Here is a 22,297-nt window from a genome sequence, read left to right as displayed (position 1 = left end):
CGCCGAACGTCGCCTTTTGTGGCGCTATCGCGCGCAGCTCCCTGAGTCGCTGCGCCTGTTTCTGCGCGAACATAATTTCGGGACGCCTTACCCGCGCAAGGCGCTCGATCCGCTCGACGAGATGGCAGCCACCTGGGCGGGCGCCGCGTTCGATTTCGAGGACGAGGTACTTCAGAAGGCAGCTCTAGCCGTTCGCGCGGCGAACAAGTCGCTCATGGAGCTGGTCTATGAGCGGGTCCACGTCATGAACCAGAATCACAATATGGCCTGGGTGAAGACGGACGAAGATGTCCGGCGCGGCATGCAGCCGGCGACCATGGCCGCCGTCAAGGAGCTCGACAGCCGGTCAACTGCCCTGATCGATGCGATCGACGCCTTCGAGAAGGTCGGGCGGTCACGAATTCGCGTCGCTGCCCCACCGCTCGCCGCCCCACAGGTCGATCCCCGATGGGAAGCAGCTGGGACCGCGGTCAATAAGTTGGCGATGGACCGGATGTGCGGTGGACTCCCCGAGATAGTCGCTACGCTCAGCATGACGCTGCGCATCTTGCCACTTGCCGCCATGGATCGGCCGGCGATCGATCCGAAGCTCGTTATAACGGCCGCTTTGCGCTTTCCGCCCGACATGCAGGTTCGCGTCCAATCCGGCTCGGATAAGCGCCAATGGTGGAGCTATGGGCTTCCGCTGATCCCGACCGACAACAATCCGGAAACCCGGTGGCGCACCCGCTTCGTGCGGCCTGGCGCCATCGAATATGAGGCGATGATCGGGGAGCGGATCGATGACGATCCGCAGGTCGCGGTCAATGGCCGGGAGCTTGAGACCAAGATCGTCACCCATTTCGAACGCCTCGCCAGCGTGCTCATCGAGGTCGGGCTGACTGGTCCAGGACTGGTGTCGATCGCCTTTCGCGGCGTGGAAGATGTCGAACTCACCCGCGCGCGGGGCAGCGGCCGGAGTATCCGCAAACCCGAGCTATTCCTGCCAGAGTTACGCGTGGACGATCTCTCCGCGCCGATGCAGCCGCTGCTGCGCGAACAGTTCAACATCCTCTGGCAAGCGTCCGGCTGGGCAGATGGCTCGCCGTCGTTCAGCTGAATGAGCCAACGGCGGCTTCTAACAATCGTCTTCGGAACGAAGAATGTCGGCTATAGGGGCGCAATCAACCGTGCGCCTTGTCCAGCCGTGGTTGGGCGCAGACAACGCGATTGCGTCCGGCTTTCTTGGCACGGAGTAGGGCTGCATCGGCGGTCTGAAGAACCTTGTGCGGCTCACAAATCTCGGGTGTGCCCGCAACGCCAAATGAGGCGGTCACCGTCCCCAGGTCGCCGCCGTCCACGCGCAACTTCAGTTCGCTGATCCGCTGACGCATCAGTTCCGCGCGGTCGATGGCCTGTTCCACTGACAGACCTGGAAGGAGGAGTAGAAACTCTTCGCCGCCAACCCGTGCGGCAAATCCGCCATCCCGCAAGCAGCCTTTCAGGGCGGATGCCACCTCACGCAACACCACGTCGCCGGCATCATGACCGTAAGTATCGTTGAAGCGTTTGAAATGATCCACGTCGACCATGATGCAACTGAGGGGGTGGGGATGCTGCTGCGCCATGGCGATTTCAGCTTCCAACACCGCCTCAAGGTGGCGCCGATTGGCGAGCCCGGTCAACGGATCGGCCATGGCCATGGCGCGCAACGCTTCCCTCAGGCGCAAGTTGGCGACGGCCAGAGCAATGTTCTCCGCCAGCACCGTAAGATTGGCTTCGGAAGCCGCATCGCTCTCACCGGCGCGATGACTCTCCAAATAGAGCAGGCCCAGCGTTTCGCGCTGAGAGGTCAAGGGCAGGCAAATCGAGTCGATCGAGCGATCCTGCTCCTCGATATGGGCGCATGGAATATCTATGCCGTCACCGCCGGGCCGATGCGGCAGACCGCGCCGCAGCGCCCAGCAAGACAGGGGCGGAAATTCCGGCGGGGAAGAAGTGGGAGAGAGCCAGGACCCCGCCTCGACCATCACCTGGCGCGTTTCATCCAGCAGATACAGCCTGCCAGCATAGGCCGGCGCGATCTCCGGGATAAAGCATTCGATCACGGATTTGAGATCGTGAAAGGTGTCGCTGGCCTGCATGCGCTGGGTCATGCGCGAAAGCATATCACGGATGGCGCGATCACTGCTGCGTTCCTGCTCCAGCCTTTGTCGCGCCAGACCATTGTCGCGAAAGGTTCGGATGGCGTGAGCCATATCACCGATCTCGTCGACGTGGGCGAACTCGGGCGGGATGGCGGCGTAATCTTCCGCCGCAAGTCGCGCCACCACATCGCTGAGCTTCACCACCGGATGGATTACCCGCCTGCGGAAGATGAAATACATCACGCAGAGGAATAGGGAAGCGGTGACGGCTAGCGCCGCTTCCGAGGCTGACCTCCAAATTCGCGCCAGGGCCGTGGCACCGGCAACCTCCGTTTCGGTGCGCTGATCGAGCTGGTATTGGAACTTGTCGAACTGGGCCATTGCCCGGTCGAGATCGCGTTCGTAATCGGCCCCGAACAGCCGTTCGATGGCCAAGGACTTGTTGGCCTTCCGGCGTGCGGTAATAGCCTCCTGCTGCTCGTCCTGAAGCTCGTCGATGGCTAGCATGCCAGCTTTGAGCGCGTCCAACTCGTCCGACGATGCGCCTGCATCGAACATGCCGCGCATGCGCTGCTCCACCGAACGCAGGCCTTGGCCTGCTTGCTGATAGGCAGCCAGATCTCGTGCATCTCCGCTGATGACGAATTGCCGAGCTAGACCGCTCAGAGCACCTTCCTCTTCCACGATCTTTTCAGCGGCTCGATCCAGCAAGGCGCGTTCGGCAACCGCTGTGCGTTCCTCATCCTGGGCGTGGGAAGCGAGCAGCATCGTTCCCCCGGAAATGAGGGACAATACGACGGTGACGCCATAAGCCCAGTTCGTGATGGTCGTCAGTCTCATGTAGACTGGCTATAGGTCGAGTGCTTAGGAGTGATTAACCACAAAGCAATATTCGCGCCGGCTGACCTGTGCCCTTGTTCGACGGTCCACTTTCGATGCATCGTCGCGCGCCCAAGATCCGCAGCTTCGACGGCGATTCACGTGGTTCCTGGCTCGAGGCCACTCACGCCGTCCACGCATCCGCATTGACAGTGAACGATTGTATCACTCGCGGCTCATTCGCAGTTCGAAGTCAGCGAGTAGAAAACAGACTTACTGCTGTTTAGGTCGTGAACTCATAAATGGCGCCCCCGAGGTTTGGGGCCAAAGGCCCCGTCGCGAGGAGAAAGCGCGCAGGAATATGGGCAATATTTCCAGTGCTTTCGACGCTGCGAGGGGGCCTTTGGGTCAAATCCCGAAGGGACGCCAAAATGGCTTCCATCTCAGCCCAAAGCGCCCTTGCAAAGGCTACCAGCCTTCGCGGCGGGCACTTTGGCCCGATATGTTCGCCATTTTGGCGCCTCGGGGGCGCCATTTATGAGTTCACGACCTAGGTCGATCGGTTGCGAGCTGCTTTGCGCAAAGTCGCGTCGGCAGCCATGCTTGGGTCAAAGTGGCAGGAGATTGGCTCGCGTCATGGAGAATAAGCGCAAAACCCAGCCGTGGAACCTTGCCGATCGCATCAGCAGCATCGGTGACCCAGCCTTGATCATCATGCTGTTACCCGGGCCACGCCCGATTTGAACACCCTCCGGCGTTTCAAGGCAGGTATCACAATTCCGACAATGCGCGTTCGATCCGGTTCGCTACCGCGCACGGCTTCGCTGACGCGGGCTCCGCAGCGCATAACTGTGCCATGGTCGACCTGTTCGTTCGACCCGGCTGAAAGTCCTGCGGGTCGGGCTCCGAGATCGAAATCGCATGGGGTGGGGCATGCTCCACCCCATGCGCTCATCTCGATCTATACCGAAATTGACGTCACGCGCGCGGACGCTAACGATGCGCGGCCCACCATGCGCTCAGCTGTGTATCGCCGACTTGGCGGACGGCACTATCCATCGCCTGATGCCAGCAAGGGGACCGGCGCACCGCCGCTTGTACCTGGGCTAAGCTTTCGTCTGATGCGCCGCAGGCCTGCATGGCGGCCTTTCCCAAACGCGCGATGTTATGCCGCGCCATGGCGTCGCTGCGCACCGGCGCGGCGGGTCGGTGCACCTTGATCTCAACCCGCTCGCCAAAGGGATCGGTGTGCGCGCTGGACGGCACGGCCCAGCCGCTCAGCACCGCCAGAGTGGCGAACAGCATCGGGGTGGAATGTTGCCTGAAGCGGTACAAGCCTTGGGAATTCATCATCTCAACTCCATGCGGGAACGAGCCTGCCTCTGAACTTCAGGGGCTGGCCGTGCCATGGACAATGCAGTACGATAGTAATGAACCGTACTGATATGATGGAGAGTACACTTGCAGCCGCAGCACGCGCCTGGCAGCACCAAGGTGGAACAGGTGATGGCCCTGATCCAGGGCCGGATCGAGCGCCGCGCGCTGGCAGCGGGCGCACGCCTGCCATCGGTGCGGGCGATGGCGGACAGTTCGGGCTTCTCCAAATCGACGGTAGTGGAAGCCTACGAGCGCCTCGCCGCGCGGGGGACGATCCATGCGCGCCCCGGATCGGGCTTCTATGTAGCACCGGTGCTCGCCCCTTTCACGATCGCCGATGCTGAACCCGAGCGCGAAAGAGAGGTCGATCCGATCTGGGCGCTGCGTCTCTCGCTCAACGGGCGGCCCGGCGCGCTAAAGCCCGGCAGCGGATGGCTGCCTGAAAGCTGGCTGCCCCAAGAACTGCTGCGCAAGGGATTGCGCCATCTGGCACGCCATGGCGATGGTGACACGCTGTTGGGCTACGGCTCACCGCTAGGGCTCGGTTCGCTGCGCCAGCTGATCGCGCGGCGGCTGGCGGATCAGACCATCGAAACCTCACCCGATCAGATCCTGCTCACCGCCTCGGGCACGCAGGCGATCGATCTGGTCTGTCGCTATCTGATCGCACCGGGCGATGTGGTGCTGGTGGACGACCCAACCTATTTCAACTTCCACGCCCTGCTGCGCGCGCACCGCGCCAGGGTGATCGGCGTGCCCTTCACGCCGCAGGGACCCGATGTGGAAGCCTTCGCGGAGGCCGTGACCGCTCATGCGCCGCGGCTCTACATCACCAATTCGGCGATCCACAATCCCACCGGCGCCACACTTTCGGCGCAAGTGGCACGGCGCGTGCTGAAAATTGCCGAAAGCGCCGGCATGGTCCTGGTGGAGGACGACATCTTCGCCGATTTCGAAACCACCCAGGCCCCGCGCTACGCCAGTTTCGACGGACTGGAACGGGTGATCCGCGTGGGCAGCTTCTCCAAGTCGCTCTCGGGCAGCCTGCGCGTCGGTCATGTCGCGGCGCGGGCAGATTGGATCGCGGGCCTGGCCGACCTGCGCATGGCCACCGGCATGCCCGGAAATACCGTGGGCGCCAACCTGGTCCACCAGATCCTGACCGACGGCAGCTATCGCCGCCATATGGAGCTGATCCGCGCCCGGCTTGCCGATGCGCGGGGCAATGCGATCCGTCGCCTGAAAGCCATTGGCCTGACGCCCTGGATCGAGCCTTCGGCGGGCATCTTCCTGTGGTGTCGCCTGCCCGAGGGGGTTGATGCCACCGTGCTCGCGCGCCGTGCACTGGAGGAAGACATCGTGTTGGCGCCGGGCAATGTCTTCAGCAGCAGCCAGACGGCCTCGGGGTTTATGCGGTTCAATGTGGCGATGATGGATGACCCGCGTATCGACGTGGCGTTGGAGCGGCTGTGCAAGGGGTGAATGGGGCTTTCGGCCGCAGAGCTGATGAGCAGCAGGGTAGGTTGGTTCTAGGCCATGCCCGCCAAATCGGCCACGGCCTGCACCAGCGCATCGACGTCGTGCTCGCTCGTATAGACCTGCGGAGCGGCGCGCAGCACTGTGTCCAGTCCGCGTGCCGCCATATCGATGGGCGCATGCGCCTTTTCCAAAACGCCGATGCGAATGCCCCGCCGTGCCAGATCGGCCATGACCTGAGCGTCAGGGATGCCAGCAATGCGGAAGGCGACGATGGCGGAAAGGTCCTCGCCGCTTTCCATCATCGTGACCCCGGGCAGTGCGCTCAGGCCTGCGCGCAGGCGACCGGACAGGGCGCCAAGGCGTTCGGCGATGGGTTCCAGTCCCACTGTCAGCGCGGCCTGGATCGCCACGCCCAGTGCCATACGCCCGGCCTGGTTGGCTTCACCCGGCTCATGCATGCGCGCATCCAAACGCGGGCGCCCGATCTGGTCGGCCATAACGGCGGGATGGGCCGCCAGAAAATCGCGCTCGACATAGAGCAGCGCCGTGCCGCGCGGTCCGCGCAGCCATTTGCGTCCGCTGGCCGCCAGCCCGTGGCAACCCAAAGCCCGCACATCGACCGGCCGCTGCCCCAGCATCTGGCAGGCGTCGATCAGAAAGGGCACGCCGATGTTGCGGGCCAGAGCCCCCACTGCCTGCGCCGGATTGACGATGCCGCTAGTCGCCGGACACCAAGTAAGCAGGATGCAGCGCGTGGCCGGATGGACCATTGCCGCCGTGGCGCTCACATCAACGCGGCCATTGGCGTCGGCGGGCATCACGTCCACCACCACGCCGGGCAGATCGGCCAGCATGCCCAGCGTGCCGCCCCAGCAGCTGCGATCGACCAGGACATGGTCGCCCGGTTCCAGCCGCAGCGAAAGAATTAGCGCCTGAAGCGCGCGGTTGCCGCTTTCCAGGAAGGCCACTTCATCCACATCCGCGCCGATCAACCTGGCGGCAGCGGCATAGGCTTCGGCCAGTTGTGTCTCATGGCGTTGCGCTGCTTGAGCGGCGCCCCACTCGGCTTCCTCGACCAGATAGTCCTGCAGGGCCTGAAGCACGGGCGCACTGGGCAAGCCATGCGCGGCATTGGCAAAATAGACTTCCCGCGAGGGGCGGGCCGGGGCGACGAAGATGGCGGGCGTGCGCATGCGGATTCCTTCCGAAGATCGGCCCTTTCGTTTCACAAGCAAACCGTGAGCAAAAGAGACGGTCCCGCGCGATCGGAGTGAACTGTATCGGAAAGAAGATCAGCACGATCATGCCTGATAAGCATCGCGCCAGGTCGGAATCACTGTGTCATGGCCGGGCATGCGGCGTTCAACGGCGCGGCGGTATAGTTCCACTCGATCGAGCGAGCCTGTCCCTCGATGATACCCTCAATGCGTCCCGTCAGCCGGTTGCCGTGGCGCGTGTAGATCACGCGCTGCGGGAAGTCGTGGCCGATATTCTCGAATATCACCTGACCAGGGCCGACAGATATGGCGCGGAAAGAGGTTGGCGCCTGCCCTTTGGGATGGGCGAAAAAGGTGAGTCCCTCCGGCGCGATCTCGATCCGCGCGAATTCCCAATCCGCTCGGTTGCCGCGTACCGATTTGCTCACACCCAGCATCACATCGCCTCGGGCATCGGTCCAGATTTCGGACGTCTCATGGCGAGGCGTGCATTCCAGCCAATGACCTGCCATCCATGACAGACCATTCACCTGTTGAGGCAGTGTCGAAGCGATGGCGGCGAGGATCATCAACATCTTTTACACGTCCGACGGTAAAAACCCGGAAGGGCGATGATACTCTGCGCGGAAGAGCAGGTAAAACGACCTCTTCCGACCAATGTCCCTTTCCTGCCACAGCTTGCGCGCCATCCACGTGCATACCGACGTGCGGGCCGATCATCCCTGATCTCGGCGCGATGAATCAACGGCCTGTTCAGACGGAGCATGCAGGAGCCGCGAATGACTGCTCTTAAGGCGTTATGAGCACCAGCATCATCAAAGCTTTACGTGCGCCTCCTCGTGGCAAAAATCTATAAAGGCCCGAAGCACGGCAGGGAGTTGCCGGCGACTGGGGTAGTAGAGATGAAAGCCGTTGTAAGGAGGACACCAATCCTCCAGCACGCGCACCAGCCGCCCCGCAGAGACCAGATCGGCGACTTGTCCCTCGAAGGCATACGCCAGGCCCACACCATCCAGCGCGGCCTCGATCATCAGCGACTGATCGTTCATCGACAGCGGACCATCGACATCAACAGTCAGATCGACGCCGTCGCGTTCGAACTCCCAGGCGTAGTAACGGCCACTTTCGAAGCGAAGGCGGATGCAAGGTAGGGTCTTGAGGTCTTGGGGCATCCTGGGGATCGGGTAGCGCTTGAAAAAGGCGGGCGAGGCTACCACCGCCGATCGCTGGCGCGGGCCGATGGGGACGGCGATCATGTCCTGCGCAATGGTTTCGCCAAAGCGGACTCCGGCATTAAAGCCGCCCGAAACCAGATCGATCAGCCCGTTGCTGATGACCAGATCGACCCGGACTTGCGGAAATGCCACCAGAAAGCGGCTGATCATCGGGCGCAGCACCATTTCGGCAGAGGAGCGCGCGGCGTTGAGCCTGAGCGTGCCGGTGGGCGTGCCCCGGAAATTGTTGAGATCGTCGAGTGCGTCGTCAATGTCGCGAAAGGCGGGGGCAAGGCGGGCGTATAGCTGCGCTCCAGCTTCGGTCAGGGTAACGCTGCGGGTGGTGCGGTTGAACAGGCGCACGTCCAGCCGCTCTTCCAATGTCCGCAAGGCGTGGCTGAGGGCGGAGGGGGTGCAGCCGATGGCGTCGGCTGCGCGGCGAAAGCTGCCATGGCGAGCAATGGCGAGGAAGCTGGCGAGGTCGCCGGGGCCGATGCTGCTCATTGATGAAATTTACTCAGCATGATGAGGAAAATTGCGTCGATTATCTCACGTTTGGCGCCGGAGTAAATCCGCCCCACGGCATCAGGCAGGAGAGTTTCCATGCGCATATGGTTCATCACGGGCGTCAGCAGCGGTTTCGGCCGAGCTATCGCGACGGCAGCCTTGGGTGCTGGCGATACGGTGGTCGGCAGTCTACGGCGCGAGGAGGATTGCGCCGCTTTCGAGGCGCTGTCTCCCGAGCTGGCGCATCGCGTGTTACTGGATGTCACGCAGGATGCCGCAATTCCGCCACTCGTGGAGCGCATCGAGCGCGAAATCGGGCCGATTGACGTCCTCGTCAACAATGCTGGCTATGGCCATGAAGGGCTGGTCGAGGAATCGACGATAGATGAGCTGAGGCGCCGGTTCGACGTCAATGTCTTCGGCGCGGTGGCGGCGATTAAGGCTGTTTTGCCCTTCATGCGGCAGAGGCGCCGTGGACGCATTCTCAACATCACCTCGATGGGCGGTTTGATGACACTGCCGGGACTGGCCTATTACCATGGCAGCAAATTCGCGCTGGAAGGCATTTCCGAAAGTCTGGGCAAGGAGGTTAAGCATCTGGGCATTCATGTCACTGCCGTCGAGCCTGGATCTTTTCGCACCGATTGGGCCGGGCGTTCGATGGTCCGGGCGCCGCGCTCAATCGCTGATTACGACGCGCTGATGGACCCGATCCGGGCAAAGCGCGAAGCTATCAGCGGCCATCAGGCGGGCGATCCGGTGCGGTTGGCGGCAGCCGTCCTGAAACTTGTTGATGCGCAGGATCCGCCTGCGCATCTGCTCTTGGGATCGGATGCCTCGCGTTTCGTTTCTGAAAAGATCGCGAGCCTTCAGGCCGAGTTTTCTACATGGCATGCCGTTACGCATTCGACCGATTTCCCCGCGCCAGACGTCAATTGACAAATGGGGGAGGCGCCTATCGGGTGCTGCTCTGCGGATGGCTCAGCCGCGCCAACGTGGCAATAGCACAGCGTCGGCAGTCGATATGAACAAAGGGTCGGTTTCAGGGTGGGTTTGGAAAACGTATATGGCGGCTTTTAAGGCGATCCTAAATAACCAGGTCCGCCGCGTAGACAGACCTGATCCACCTTGGAAGATGAGGCAAAGCGAAGACCAGCCGCCCATCCGAGAAAGTGAGGCAATGGTTCGGCGGCTGGTTGAGGGGGGAATTGTCGAAAACCATGCCGCGGTCAGCCTTGAGGATCGCTGCTCGAATGAGAGGCGCGCCGCGCGTGTAGCGGGCGCGGATCTTGTCTTCCGGTACAATATGCCCGCCTTCCTCCACGCGCGCGGCGACACGCGCTACGGACAGCTCCGGCGTATTGACGCCGACATGCATCACGATGACAGTGAAGCCGCTGGAGCGAGCCTCGTCTATGAGCGCGAGCTTGGATGGATGGGAGAAGACCGTCTCGGTTACGAAATCCCGACCCTGCGCGAGATATTCGGCTCGGCGCGCGGTGGCGATCTGTGCTGCCTCATAGGATGCCTGTGGTGAAGGATTACGGAGTTCCTCACGCTGGATGATGTCAGCGTTGATGAACGGGCCGGCGAAGCTGGGGGCAACACGAGCCTGATAGAGCGTGGACTTCCCGGAGCCATTCGGCCCGGCAAGTACGATCAGTGTCGGTTTCATTCCTCGCTTGCAGTTTTCCCGCGTACGAGATTGCCAGCGGCATCGAGGCCGACGCCGAGACCAAGCTGTCGCCGACCAGCGAAATAGGATTTTTCGTCAGGCCCGGGCTGTCCCATCTTTTCGACGAAGCTGTCGAGCCAGACGTCCTTTTCCTCACTGGTGAGTGCCGTGGTCTCGATTTGCCCTGCAAGGGCCGCGGTGATTCTGGCATGATCGAAATGACCGGACAGCTCGATCGCGCGACCAATGCGCACCCAATGCGCGACCTGGCCAGCGACCGACCGGCTTTGCAGTTCGGATTCCCGGCGTACGATCTTCATGATGTCATCGGCAAGTTTGATCGATTGGGCCATACCTCACCTCTGCACTTAGAGGTAGCATTTTGCCACCTCTCTTTCAAGGCTGATCACGCAGTTCGAAAGTGCATGCCCAAGAGTTCGGGAACTCGGCGATTGCGGCGCGCCTTCGGTTGGCAATGGGCAATCAGCGGGCGAGCTGATGCCAAATGATGCGCTGGATGTCTCCTTTCATCGGGCATCGTATGATGCGCGTGTGCGTCGTGGCAGCGCCTGAAGGAGCAGCATCAGCGAATGCATGTAGGCTATCGATCTATCTGGCGAAGCGCGATTGATCGAGCAGGGTCGGCTAAAGGCCGCAGATTGATAAACACCGACCCACAGCCGCATTGCGCCTCATTGGATCAAGGCCAGGAAGTTCTGGGCCAAGCTGTCGGCATAGCGTCATGCCCGCCTGGCAAAGCTTTCCGGGTCGGCCTGGCGCCACCATGCGGCAAGGCGGGGATCGCGCGCGCCGTCGAGCAATTCACCCGGAGCCACAAACGGGTAGAGCTCGTCGAACGAGCGCATCTCCGATGCATTGATTCGTTGGCGCAGGCTGTCGGGCGTGAATTCGTCCGGCGTGTTCAGACCGGCTGCAACCACGATGTCATGCAAGGCGTCGAGGGTTGCCTTCTGGAACCGGGCGACGCGTTCGGCCTTTTCCGGCACGACCAACCCGCGCTGGCGCGCCAGGGACTGGGTGGCGATGCCCGTCGGGCACGTATCGGTGTGGCACCGCAGCGATTGCACGCAACCGAGCGAGAACATGAACGGCCGGGCGGCGTTGCACCAGTCGGCGCCGAGCGCCGCGTTCATCGCGATCGCAGCGCCGGAATTGACCTTGCCCGATGCGGCCAGCTTGACCCGGCCCTTCAGGTTGGTGCCGACAAGTGCATTGCGGGCCAGCATCAGCCCTTCGCGCAGCGGCATGCCCACGCGGTCGGAAAGTTCGGTCGGGGCGGCGCCGGTGCCTCCTTCGGCCCCGTCGATGACGATGAAATCGAGCAGTATCCCCGTCTCGACCATGGCCTTGACGACCGCGAACAGTTCGTGCGGATAGCCGACGCACAGCTTGATGCCGACCGGCTTCCCGCCCGACAGCTCCCGCATCCGGGCAGCGAATTCGAGCAGGCCCCGCGGGGTCGAAAAGGCGGTGTGATAGGCTGGCGAGAGACAATCCTCGCCTTGGGGAACATCACGGATTTTCGCGATTTCAGCGGTGACCTTGGCACCGGGCAGCAATCCGCCATGCCCGGGCTTGGCCCCCTGGCTGAGCTTGATCTCGGTCATCACGACCGCATCGTGCCTCGCGCGTTCGCGAAAATGCTCGGGGTGGAAATGGCCCTTGGCGTCGCGGCAGCCGAAATAGCCCGAACCGATTTCCCATACGATGTCGCCGCCATGCTTGAGATGGTAGGGGGACAGGCCGCCTTCACCGGTGTCGTGATAGAAGCCGCCGATCTTTGCCCCCAGGTTGAGCGCTTCGATGGCATTGGCGCTGAGCGCGCCGAAACTCATCGCGGAAATGTTCAGCCGCGCTGCCCGGTAGGGCTTGCTGCACTGATCGGTTCCGACAGTGACGCGGGTGTAGCGTTCGGCCTGGCGGGTCGGCGCCATCGAGTGGGGCAGCCACTCGTACTCCTCGGAATAGACGTCGAGTTCGGTGCCGAACGGATGGGTCGAGACGTCGCCCTTGGCTCTGGCATAGACCAGGGCGCGCTCGTCGTGGCTGAACGGCCGCCCATCGAGATCGCTTTCGACGATGTAGGAGCGCAGGAACGGGCGCAGCCATTCGAAGAACCAACGCAGGCGCGCTGAACCGGGATAGTTGCGGCGCAGCGAATGGTGGGTCTGCGCCAGGTCGATCACCGTGATCAGCAACAAGGGCACGAACAGGAACAGCAACCACCACGCGCGGGGATGGTCCAGGCCTGCCGCAATGGACCCGATGGTTCCGGCCAGCGCCACAAACAACAACACATTGCGCGACAGCGCATGATCGCGCCACAGCGCTTGGGTGAGGGTAGGGCGCCCGCTCACGCGATCAGGTTCCGGATGATCCCGACCACATCGCGGCCACGTCCGCCCAGCACGGCCTTGGCGGAATAGAGCGCCATACCCGCGACTTGCCCGGGCTTGACCGCCGGTGGCATCACCAGTTCATAACGGTCAGTGACCACGTCGAGCAGCGCCGGACCCGGCTCCTGCAACCAGGCCTGTACAGCAGCGTCAAGGTCTTCGGCATGTTCCACGCGCCGCCCGCGAAAGCCGATCGCTTCGGCAACGCGCGCGAAGTCGGGATTGACCAGTTCCGTATAGGCGTCGAGCAAGCCTTCGACTTTCTGCTCGATTTCCACGAAATCGAGTGCGCCATTGTTGAAGACCACGACCTTGATTGGCAGCTTTTCCTGCACGGCGGTCAGCAGGTCTCCCAGCAACATGGCAAGGCCGCCATCGCCGGACAGGGCAATGACCTGCCGATCGGGAAAGGCCGCCTTGGCACCCAGCGCCTGCGGCATGGCATTGGCCATCGTGCCGTGGGTCAGGCTGACCACCGTGCGGTTCCGGCCGGTTGCCGCAATGTGGCGCAGCGACCAGACCATGGGTGAGCCGCCGTCGGCGGTGAACACCGCGTCGGGCGCGGCATGGCGCGAAATGGTCTCGGTCAGATATTGCGGGTGGATCGCGCCGCCCTTGCCGACCGTGGCGTGCTTCGCCTGTGCCGCCTGTGCCTTGCGGTGGTGTTCGAGGCATTCGTCGAGAAAGGCATTGTCGTCGCGTGGAGCGATCCGCAGCAGCAGGGCCTCGAGTGTCGGCGCGATGTCGCCGACAACGCCGATGTCGACCGGATGCCGTCGGCCGAGGTGCGTGCCATCCAGGTCGACCTGCAGGATCGTGGCTTTTTCGGGATAGAACTGCCGCCAGGCAAAGTCGCAGCCCAGGAGCAGCAGCACGTCGCAGGAGACCAGCGCGTGATAGCCGGACTCGCTGCCGAAGATGCCGGTCATGCCGACATCGAAGGGATTGTCGTGCTCGAGAAAGTCCTTGGCGCGCGATGTCCGCACCACCGGCGCCCGCAGCCGGTCGGCCAGCGCCACGACGGCATCATGTGCCTGCTCGCACCCCGACCCTCCGTAGATCGCGATCCGCCGGCCGCTGTTGAGGGCCGCTGCAAGGCGATCCAGTTCCGCGTCCGCAGGGCGAACGACAGGAGTGGCGTGATGCACGGCAAAGTCCGGTTCGTCTGCGGCCTTCGCGCTCGACACGTCGGCAGGCACGATCAGCACCGCCACACCGCGCTTGGCCAGTGCGGCTTGCGCTGCCATCGCGGTCATCCGCCGGGCCTGTCCTGGTGTGCGAATTTCCTCGCAGAACACACTGCAGGATGCATAGACCGCCTTGAAATCGACCTCCTGCGGAAAGTCGAAGCCCAGTTCGTCCCGCACGATCTGGCTGGCAATCAGCACGACCGGGGCGCGATTGCGGTGGGATTCGAACAGGCCATTGATAAAATGCAGGCTGCCCGGGCCGCACGATCCGGCACAGGCGGCAAGCTTGCCGGTCAGCATCGCATCGGCCCCGGCGGCAAAGCCGCCGGCTTCCTCGTGTCGGACGTGGACCCAGCGGATTCCGCTCGTGCGGATGGCATCGGTGATGTGGTTGAGCGTGTCGCCCGGAATGCCGTAGCAGCGTTCGACGCCCGCCGCTTCGAGTGTTTTCACGATCACATCGGCGACGGTGGTCATAGGCTGTTCCTGCTGTTGGCTGCTGTCCTGTGCCCGAACGCGCAAGCCATGCTTTGGCTTCACGCGATGGTGCAAAAAATCCATCGGGCCACCGGCTGGAACCTGCTGTTCCTTCAGGGTTCCGTGGCCCCTGGATCGAGTACGGTATTGAGATAGGCGGCAATGCGTACGCCTGCCTGCTTGAGACGGTTTTCGACATCGGCGCGGTGCTGGTAGGCGTAGCTCCACGATAGCGCCGGGTCCGTGGGGTAGATGGTCTTGCGCAATCGCAGGGCAAAGGACGTCAGTTCGGAGCGCGAATGCAGCGCGCTGCGTTCACGCGCTATCTTGAGGTGCTGGATGACCGTTTCCTCGCTGATCCCTAGAATGATGCTGGTTTCGTAGGCCGTCTTGCCGCGCGCTGCCCACAGCACGCACTCGCGCTGGCGATCCGTGAACCGGACCGGCGGCGGCGTGGCTGGTCCGACGGTGAGGCGGCGTGCTGCGGCGAGGGCGAGAGCGCCGATCAGCTCGGCAACCATCAGCATGCCTTGTGGCAGGCTGCGCTCGGCGCGCACGACGAAACTGCAGGAGCCGCTTGATTCGCCGGGAAGATGCCGGCCGATGGTATAGCCATCGGCAAGGCCGAGCTCGCGACCTATGGCCAGCATCTGGCGATCGCCTTTGGTCATGGGGATGAGATGGGGCAGGTCCCGCCAGGCAAAACCGGTCAGGCTTTTGTCGCACGCTCGCCTTACCGGATCTTGGCCGGCCAGGTCGAACGCCACGTAGACTTGCGCCCAGGTATCGGGATAGTCGTGCAGCAGCACGCCATCGGGCGATGCGTGATGCTGATGAAGATCGAAATTGAGCGCGAAATGGTCAAAGCCCATGCGCCTGCTGGCCCGCTGCACGACGCTATGCAAATTGGAAAGATCAAACGCTTGGGTGATGTCGTGGGACAATTCCTCGGTGAGATGCAAAGGCATGACTTGACCGCGCGATGGCACGGATCGGCTGCCCAAGCTCCAATCGTGATCGCCTGAAAAGGAGCATTGTCGGCAAAGTTCCACACTGCCGTGTTGCCCAGTTGCAGGAAACGTTTGCTATGCCCGATCGAACTTATCACGGCGGGCGAGCAGTTCGGCGTGGCATCGCCTGTTCTCCCTACGGTTGCGCGGACGCATCGTATCATGGTGTCGAAAAAGAAAAAATCAGCAAGAATGGGGTTTCGATAAGAACCGGATTGGTGAAACACGCCTGTCCAATGGTATCCGATCTTGCGCGCTTGGTAATGGCCACTGGCGCAGCGACCATTGTGGAAAGACAAGGACCGTTTGGCTGGCTGGATTGATTGGCCGCGGCCTTAACGCGGGGGTGTCGCCATATCCCGGTCCTCTTCCCCCGCCGTGGCAGCCCATTGCTCGAAAGTGGGGCGGGTCATCTGAAACAGGTCGGTGGTACGTGCGTACCAGCCGGCACCATGAACGCGGGCCACGAGGTTCATGCCCAATGTGTCGACGTGCAGCCGCTCGGGGTCGATGAAGGCATCGTCGATATGGAAGCGAAGCACTTTGCCGATGGCAATGGTCGTCGACCCGGCTTCGACCGCTTCATGGAGACGGCATTCCATCGCAACGGGCGCGCTGGCGATGCGTGGTACGGCGACCGCGCTGGACGGCAGTGTGGGCAGACCGGCTGCTGTCAGTTCGTCGAATTCGGCCGGTGCGTCGATGCAGGTAAAGTTCATCGCCGCGCTGTCGGTCTCGGAGACGAGGTGTACCACGAATTCGCGAGTTTCCAGGATATTGGCAGCACTGTCCTTGTAGCTGCCGTCGGGCCGGCGCATCATGCCCAGTGCGACCAGCGGCGGATCGGCGCCCATCATGTTGAAGAAGCTGTATGGAGCGGCATTGCGCGCGCCTGACCCGGAGACAGTGGTGACCCACGCGATGGGGCGCGGGGTGATCGACGAACCCATGAGCTTGTAGCGATCGGCGGCGCTGACTTTGGCAAAATCGAATTCCATGACCTATTCCCCGCCGATACGCGAAACCGCCCGGCGCGGCGCGACATTGACTGCCAGTTCGAAAACGTCAGGGCGCGCATAGTGACCAACCACGTCGAAATCATACTTGCCGCGCACGACCTGGCCGGGGTCGATATCGGCATAGAGAATGGTTTCGCCGGAAAAGTCCGGGCCGGCCAGCACCTGGCCCAGCGGATCGACCACCAACGATCCGCCGCGCATCAGCACGGTGGCGGGATCGTCACCCAGCGCGCAGTCGTAATCGGCCGGATAGGCGCCGCGCGTGATGTGCTGGCAGGCAGAGAGCACGAAGCAGCGGCCTTCGAGCGCGACATGCTGCATCGTGGCGGCCCAGCTGTCGCGATCGTCGGCGGTTGGCGCGCAATAGAGCGTGATGCCCTGATCGTACATCGCCATGCGCAGCATCGGCATGTAATTTTCCCAGCAGATCACCGCGCCGATCCGGCCCAGCGGCGTGTCTATGACCGGCAGGGTCGACCCGTCGCCGAAACCCCAGATAAGGCGTTCGGCCCCGGTGGGCATGAGCTTGCGATGCTTGGCCACCAAGCCCTTCTTGCCGTCGAGGAACAGCGCGGTGCAATAGACCGTGCCGCCATCACGCTCGATCACGCCGATCACCACGAAAGCACCGGTTTCGGCTGTCGCTTCGGCCAAAAGCGCCACTTCCGGTCCGTCCAGATCGATGGCGGCGGCGTGATAGGCGCGGAAATCGTCACGGCCCTGTGGCTTGCGCATGCCGACCGGCGTGCCGAACGAAGCGCCCTTGGGATAGCCGCCCAGGAACGCTTCGGGAAACACGATCAGGCTGGCGCCGCCGGCTGCAGCCTGGCGCGCGAGGTCGGCGGCCTTGGCGGCCGAGGCCATGGAATCGGTAGGAATCGAGGCGGCCTGGACGACGGCGGCCCTGAATGGGGCCGCGTGGCAAGAGGGCTGATTCATTGGCGCTCCACATTGGAAAACTCAGGAAATCTGGTCTCTTCGCAGCCGATAATACTTGCATTTGACAGTTTCTCCAAATTCTTTTAGGCCTCTGGAAACCAGTTGCAGAGGCGGACCATGGCCACGGAAAGTTACGACCAGTACCGTGAGGACATGATCGGTCGCGCCAATGTGGCCGATACGCCCGAACTGGTGGCCTATTACGGGCGACTGCGCGAACTGGGCACTGGGGCGCTCTGGACGGTGGCCAACAAGATCGAGCCGTGGCAGCCGGTCTCGACCTCAATCCCCTATATCTGGCGCTATCGTGAATTGCGTGACGACGTGATGCGCGCTCTCGACCTTGTCACACCCGAGCAAGCCGGGCGGCGGGTGGTCTATCTGGAAAATCCGGGGCGGGCCGATGTGGTGGCGGCGGTCGGCTGGCTCTATTCCGGTCTACAGGTAATGGGGCCGGGCGAACTGGCTTCGAGCCACCGCCATTCGGCCTCGGCGCTGCGCTTCATCATGGAGGGCAAGGGCGCGTTCACCAATGTGGACGGGCACAAGATGACGCTGGGTGCCAATGACTTCGTGCTCACGCCCAACGGCACCTGGCACGAACATGGGGTGGCCGAGGACGGCACCGCGTGCATCTGGCAGGACGGGCTCGACATTCCGCTGATGAACGCGCTGGAAGCCAATTTCTACGAAGTCCATCCGGACTTGCAGCAGGCCGTCTCGCACCCGGTCGATGATTCTACCGCCACCTGGGCCGGCACTGGCCTGCGCCCGGCGGGCATGGCCTGGTCCAAGGCCTATTCGCCGCTGCTGAAATACGAATGGGCGCCGACCTACGAGGCCCTCTCGAACTATGCGCGGGTGACCGACGGTTCACCCTATGACGGGGTGATGATGGAATACGTCAACCCCCATACCGGCGGCCCGGTGATGCCGACGATTGGCGCTTCGATGCAGATGCTGCGCCCCGGCGAGCGGACCAAGGCGCACCGCCAGACCGGCAGCTTCGTCTACCAATGCGCCAAGGGCAGCGGCTGGTCGATCATCAACGGCCAGCGCTTCGATTGGCAGGAGCGCGACATTTTCGTGGTGCCGGCCTGGGCCTGGCACGAACATGCCAATGCTTCCGACCGTGAGGACGCCTGCCTGTTCACGTTCAACGACTTGCCCGTGATGCGCGCGCTGGGCCTCTATCGCGAGGAAGCCCTGGCCGAAAACGGCGGGCACCAGCCCGTACTGGCCTGACGCCACAACCGGCCGGCGCAGATGGCGCCGAAACCATTCGCAGCCTTTGCACCTGATCCAACAGGGAGATTTCCCATGCGTCTTGTAACCTATCGCGCCCATGTCGAAGCCGAAGCCCGCCTCGGCGCGCTCGTCTCGGCCCAGGGCGGCGAACATGTCCTCGATCTCGAAGCGTTCGGCGCGGAAATGGGCGTGCCCTTTCCCGCGACCATGCTGGAATTCATCGACCTCGGTCCGCAGGCGGTGGCCCTGGCGAGCAAGCTGATTGCCGAGGCCGACGGTCTGTTTCCACTGGGCACGGCCATCCCGTTCGTCAACGTCACGCTGCTTGCGCCCATTCCGCGCCCGCGCAAGAACATCTTTGGTATCGGGCTCAACTATACCGAGCACGTCGCCGAAAGCGCCAAGTCGCTCGATACCTCGCCCGAGTTGCCGCGCCAGCCGGTGATCTTTTCCAAGCCGCCGACGGCCGTCATCGCGCCGGGCGAACCGATCCGCCACGATGGCGCCATCACGCAGCAGCTGGATTGGGAAGTGGAACTGGCCGCCGTGATCGGCACCCGCGCCAAGGGCGTGGCGCGCGAGAACGCGCTGGCCCATGTGTTCGGCTACACCGTGTGCATCGACATGAGCGCGCGCGACAATCGCCGCGCCGGCCAGTGGATCTATTCCAAGGGCCAGGATACTTATGCGCCGATGGGGCCGGTGATCGTGACGGCCGACGAGATTCCCGATCCGCAGACGCTGGACCTGTGGCTGACCGTCAATGGCGTGGAAAAGCAGCGCAGCAACACCGCCTACATGCTGTTCAAGGTGGACGAGCTGGTGGCCGACATCAGCCAGGGCATCACGCTGGAGCCGGGGGACATCATCGCCACCGGGACGCCGGCGGGCGTGGGCGCCGGAATGGACCCGCAGGAGTGGGTCTGGCCAGGCGACACGATCGTCGCCACGGTCGAAGGCATCGGCACGCTGCGCCATCCGGTGGTCAAGGCCTGAAGCCTTTCCACCAGAATCGCGCAAGGGGAGGGGGCTTTGGCCCCCTTCTTTTTTGTGACGCCGGTATTGCGGCGCGAATGGAGCCCGTTTTGGAAAAAGACGTGGCACGGCGCACCTATGGCGGCAACTGACGCCTAGAGTGCGTTGCTCTGTTCGCAACGAAGTTCGCGATTGGCCTGCATTGAAGCGCAAGCGCGCGCATGGGAGCTTTGCCCTGTCCGGTGAATGTGGGGACACTTGCTGTCGCGCCGGGTAAAAGCATAAAATCTGGAAAGGGATTCCATGAGCATCAAGCAGAGCAGGTCGCGCACGCTGTCCGTTTCCGGTTTCCTGGCCGGCACCGCCTTGTGTTGCGTGCCATGTTGCATACTGGGCGCGACGCCCGCCCTGGCGCAGGACGCAGCCGCCGGCACGACCGAAAGCACCGGCGGCGACATCGTCGTCACCGCCTCCAAGCGCACGTCAACCACCATCCAGAATACGCCGATCGCGGTCCAGGCGTTGGGTGGCGAAGCCCTCAAGGAAAAGGGCGCGATCGACTTTGCCGATTTCTATCATGCGGTGCCTGCGCTCTCGGTCCAGGACGAAGGTCCGGGCGATAAGCGCTATGTGATCCGCGGTATCAACTCCGCCGGGGCGAGCACCGTGGGGCTCTATCTCGACGAGACGGTAATCACCGGCGAGAACTCGCAGGACGGCGGCGGCCAGGCGCCCGACATCAAGCTGTTCGATATCAGCCGGGTCGAAGTGCTCAAGGGCCCGCAGGGCACGACGTTCGGCGCGTCCTCGATGGCCGGCACGATCCGCTACATCACCACCAAGGCTGACGTCGACGCAGTGAGCGGCTATGCCCAGTCCGCGCTGCGCGCCACCAAGGGCGCCTCGCTGGGCCTCCAGACCGATGGCGCGGTCAACCTGCCGATCGTGCCGGGCGTCTTCGCGGTGCGCGCCTCCGGCTTTTATGCCGATCTGCCCGGCTGGATCGACAACCGCTTCCAGAAAGGCGCCAACGCTGAAAAGAGCAAGGCCGGCCGCCTTTCCGCGCGGCTGCAGGCGACGCCCGACCTGACCGTCGACCTGATGGCGATGTACCAGGACGTGCACCAGGACGCGAAGAACTACTACAACAAGCTCGATTACGACGGCAATGCGCTGCCCGCCCATTACCAGGCCGACCAGGTGCGCGCGCCCTATGGCGACCAGAGCGAGATCTACAACGCGACGGTCAACTACAAGCAGCCGTTCGGCACATTTACCGGCACCGTATCGCGCTTCGTGCGCGACACCAGCTTCGTGCGCGACGCGTCGCTGGCGGCGCAGGCGTTCCTGGGCCTGCCCTATGGCACCACCGGTCTCAGCGCGCTCAAGCAGGACAAGCACCGCCGGGTGGACAGTGGCGAGCTGCGCTTCGCCTCCAGCTTCGACGGGCCGTTCCAGATCCTGGTCGGCGGGTTCTTCCAGAACGAAAACCGCTTTTACCACAGCGCCTGGCCCAAGGCGGACTCGACCGGCAACATTCCGGCCAACGCGGGCGAGTTCCTCGATCGCACGGTCGATACGCGCATCAAGGAACGCGCGCTGTTCGGCGAGGCGAGCTATGAATTCGTGCCCGGCCTGACGTTCACCGCCGGCGGCCGCCTGTTCGATTTCAAGCTGGAGCAGGTCTCGGTGGCCAATGTCGCGTTCGGCGGCGGCACCGGCGCGGGCGCTGGCCCCGTGCTCCACACCAAGGACAACGGCCTGATCGGCCGCTTCAACCTGGCCTACAAGCTGAGCAGCCAGGTCAACACCTACATCCAGATCGCTCAGGGCTATCGTTCGGGCGGCACCAACGACCAGACCGCTGCCGCGCTGGCCAACGTGGTGATCCCCGATGGCTATGGCTCGGACTCGTTGTGGAGCTACGAATGGGGCGTGAAGAGCACTCTGCTCGATCGCAAGCTGTTCCTGAACGGTGCGGTCTATTACATCGATTGGACGAACATCCAGGTTTCGGAGCAAGCGACGGACGGGACGGTTTCCTTCGGATACACCGGCAACGGCGGCAAGGCCACGGTCAAGGGCTTCGAAATGACGCTGGAGGCGCATCCGATCCACGGCCTGGAAATCAACCTGTCGGGCAATTACAACACGGCCAAGCTGGCACGGGACAATCCCGTGGCGAGCACCGGCCGCAAGGGGGACCGCATCCCTTATGTGCCGGAAGTGACGGGTTCGGCCAGCATTGCCTATACCGCGCCGATCGACGCTTCGGGCCTGATAGGGTCGGTCGGTGCCGATGCCAGCTACCAGGGTTCGACGGCCACGAAGTTCAATTCGACGATCAGCAACTACCAGACGCTGCCCTCCTATTGGCTGGTGGGGCTGCGCGCCGGTGTCAACAAGGGGCCCTGGTCGGTCAACCTCAACGTCACGAACCTGTTCAACGACCAGACGACGATCAACTTCAACGAGATCGTCCCGGGCGTCTATCCGCTGGGATACTATACCAATCGTCCCCGCACCGTCAGCCTTTCGGCCATGGTCAAGTTCTGACCATGGCGGCAACCACCCCGTTCTCTCCCTACGGGTCGCAGTTGGTTGCCCG

The 22,297-nt window shown here is 63.0% G+C and carries 19 protein-coding genes; 7 read left to right on the top strand and 12 right to left on the bottom strand.

The window, feature by feature from the left end; translation table 11 throughout:
- Positions 1 to 16: 16 nt before the first annotated feature.
- Positions 17 to 1,099, top strand: a complete 1,083-nt coding sequence (locus R9J51_RS16165) for a hypothetical protein (RefSeq protein ID WP_179505080.1) — start codon at positions 17 to 19, stop codon at positions 1,097 to 1,099.
- A 64-nt stretch (positions 1,100 to 1,163) separates the two neighbouring features.
- Here the strand turns inward: R9J51_RS16165 and R9J51_RS16160 are convergent, their stop codons facing one another.
- Positions 1,164 to 2,966: a diguanylate cyclase gene (locus R9J51_RS16160; protein ID WP_179505079.1), complete on the bottom strand. Its 1,803-nt coding sequence runs from the start codon at positions 2,964 to 2,966 to the stop codon at positions 1,164 to 1,166.
- Positions 2,967 to 3,938: 972 nt separating this feature from the next.
- Entirely contained in the window at positions 3,939 to 4,298 is a 360-nt protein-coding gene (locus R9J51_RS16155) for a UrcA family protein (protein ID WP_179505078.1), read from the bottom strand.
- 108 nt (positions 4,299 to 4,406) lie between these two features.
- On the opposite strand from R9J51_RS16155, the gene R9J51_RS16150 reads away from it, so the two are divergent.
- Positions 4,407 to 5,804: a PLP-dependent aminotransferase family protein gene (locus R9J51_RS16150; RefSeq protein WP_432787583.1), complete on the top strand. Its 1,398-nt coding sequence runs from the start codon at positions 4,407 to 4,409 to the stop codon at positions 5,802 to 5,804.
- 47 nt (positions 5,805 to 5,851) lie between these two features.
- Here the strand turns inward: R9J51_RS16150 and R9J51_RS16145 are convergent, their stop codons facing one another.
- From R9J51_RS16145 to R9J51_RS16135, 3 genes are all read right to left on the bottom strand, one after another.
- Positions 5,852 to 6,994, bottom strand: a complete 1,143-nt coding sequence (locus R9J51_RS16145) for an aminotransferase class V-fold PLP-dependent enzyme (protein ID WP_179505077.1) — start codon at positions 6,992 to 6,994, stop codon at positions 5,852 to 5,854.
- A 140-nt stretch (positions 6,995 to 7,134) separates the two neighbouring features.
- The gene (locus R9J51_RS16140; protein ID WP_179505076.1) at positions 7,135 to 7,593 is read right to left on the bottom strand and encodes a DUF6265 family protein; all 459 of its coding nucleotides are present in this window, start codon (positions 7,591 to 7,593) and stop codon (positions 7,135 to 7,137) included.
- Positions 7,594 to 7,833: 240 nt separating this feature from the next.
- Positions 7,834 to 8,736: a LysR family transcriptional regulator gene (locus R9J51_RS16135; protein ID WP_179505075.1), complete on the bottom strand. Its 903-nt coding sequence runs from the start codon at positions 8,734 to 8,736 to the stop codon at positions 7,834 to 7,836.
- 99 nt (positions 8,737 to 8,835) lie between these two features.
- Here R9J51_RS16135 and R9J51_RS16130 point away from each other — a divergent pair, with 99 nt between their 5' ends.
- A complete protein-coding gene (locus R9J51_RS16130; RefSeq protein ID WP_179505074.1) occupies positions 8,836 to 9,678 on the top strand; it encodes an oxidoreductase in 843 nt (280 codons plus the stop codon).
- 148 nt (positions 9,679 to 9,826) lie between these two features.
- Here R9J51_RS16130 and R9J51_RS16125 read toward each other — a convergent pair whose 3' ends face one another.
- The 5 genes from R9J51_RS16125 to R9J51_RS16105 form a co-directional block, all read right to left on the bottom strand.
- Positions 9,827 to 10,414, bottom strand: a complete 588-nt coding sequence (locus tag R9J51_RS16125) for a zeta toxin family protein (protein WP_179505073.1) — start codon at positions 10,412 to 10,414, stop codon at positions 9,827 to 9,829.
- The gene (locus R9J51_RS16120) at positions 10,411 to 10,767 is read right to left on the bottom strand and encodes a ParD-like family protein (RefSeq protein ID WP_179505072.1); all 357 of its coding nucleotides are present in this window, start codon (positions 10,765 to 10,767) and stop codon (positions 10,411 to 10,413) included. The genes R9J51_RS16125 and R9J51_RS16120 overlap by 4 nt, the downstream gene beginning before the upstream one ends.
- A 387-nt stretch (positions 10,768 to 11,154) precedes the next feature.
- Positions 11,155 to 12,792, bottom strand: a complete 1,638-nt coding sequence (locus tag R9J51_RS16115; protein ID WP_179505071.1) for an FMN-binding glutamate synthase family protein — start codon at positions 12,790 to 12,792, stop codon at positions 11,155 to 11,157.
- The gene (locus R9J51_RS16110; protein ID WP_179505070.1) at positions 12,789 to 14,498 is read right to left on the bottom strand and encodes a thiamine pyrophosphate-dependent enzyme; all 1,710 of its coding nucleotides are present in this window, start codon (positions 14,496 to 14,498) and stop codon (positions 12,789 to 12,791) included. The genes R9J51_RS16115 and R9J51_RS16110 overlap by 4 nt, the downstream gene beginning before the upstream one ends.
- Before the next feature lie 113 nt (positions 14,499 to 14,611).
- Positions 14,612 to 15,466: an autoinducer binding domain-containing protein gene (locus R9J51_RS16105; protein ID WP_179506522.1), complete on the bottom strand. Its 855-nt coding sequence runs from the start codon at positions 15,464 to 15,466 to the stop codon at positions 14,612 to 14,614.
- 14 nt (positions 15,467 to 15,480) lie between these two features.
- Here R9J51_RS16105 and R9J51_RS16100 point away from each other — a divergent pair, with 14 nt between their 5' ends.
- The gene (locus R9J51_RS16100; protein WP_179505069.1) at positions 15,481 to 15,831 is read left to right on the top strand and encodes a hypothetical protein; all 351 of its coding nucleotides are present in this window, start codon (positions 15,481 to 15,483) and stop codon (positions 15,829 to 15,831) included.
- Positions 15,832 to 15,843: 12 nt separating this feature from the next.
- Here R9J51_RS16100 and R9J51_RS16095 read toward each other — a convergent pair whose 3' ends face one another.
- On the bottom strand, positions 15,844 to 16,506 hold the full coding sequence (locus R9J51_RS16095; RefSeq protein WP_179505068.1) for a flavin reductase family protein: 663 nt from the start codon (positions 16,504 to 16,506) through the stop codon (positions 15,844 to 15,846).
- Positions 16,507 to 16,509: 3 nt separating this feature from the next.
- A complete protein-coding gene (locus R9J51_RS16090) occupies positions 16,510 to 17,466 on the bottom strand; it encodes a carbon-nitrogen hydrolase family protein (RefSeq protein WP_179505067.1) in 957 nt (318 codons plus the stop codon).
- A 117-nt stretch (positions 17,467 to 17,583) separates the two neighbouring features.
- Between R9J51_RS16090 and R9J51_RS16085 the strand changes: the two genes are divergently transcribed.
- From R9J51_RS16085 to R9J51_RS16075, 3 genes are all read left to right on the top strand, one after another.
- On the top strand, positions 17,584 to 18,711 hold the full coding sequence (locus R9J51_RS16085) for a cupin domain-containing protein (protein ID WP_168555341.1): 1,128 nt from the start codon (positions 17,584 to 17,586) through the stop codon (positions 18,709 to 18,711).
- Between the two features lie 75 nt (positions 18,712 to 18,786).
- Positions 18,787 to 19,710 (top strand): fumarylacetoacetate hydrolase family protein, encoded by a 924-nt coding sequence (locus R9J51_RS16080; RefSeq protein ID WP_169474788.1) that lies wholly within the window; start codon positions 18,787 to 18,789, stop codon positions 19,708 to 19,710.
- A 282-nt stretch (positions 19,711 to 19,992) separates the two neighbouring features.
- A complete protein-coding gene (locus R9J51_RS16075) occupies positions 19,993 to 22,245 on the top strand; it encodes a TonB-dependent receptor domain-containing protein (protein ID WP_179505066.1) in 2,253 nt (750 codons plus the stop codon).
- Positions 22,246 to 22,297 lie beyond the last annotated feature (52 nt).

This window comes from Novosphingobium rhizosphaerae (genome assembly GCF_050920675.1).
Taxonomy (GTDB): domain Bacteria; phylum Pseudomonadota; class Alphaproteobacteria; order Sphingomonadales; family Sphingomonadaceae; genus Novosphingobium; species Novosphingobium rhizosphaerae.
Note: the sequence above shows the minus strand (reverse complement) of the source record. Positions and strands in the feature narration are given on the sequence as shown.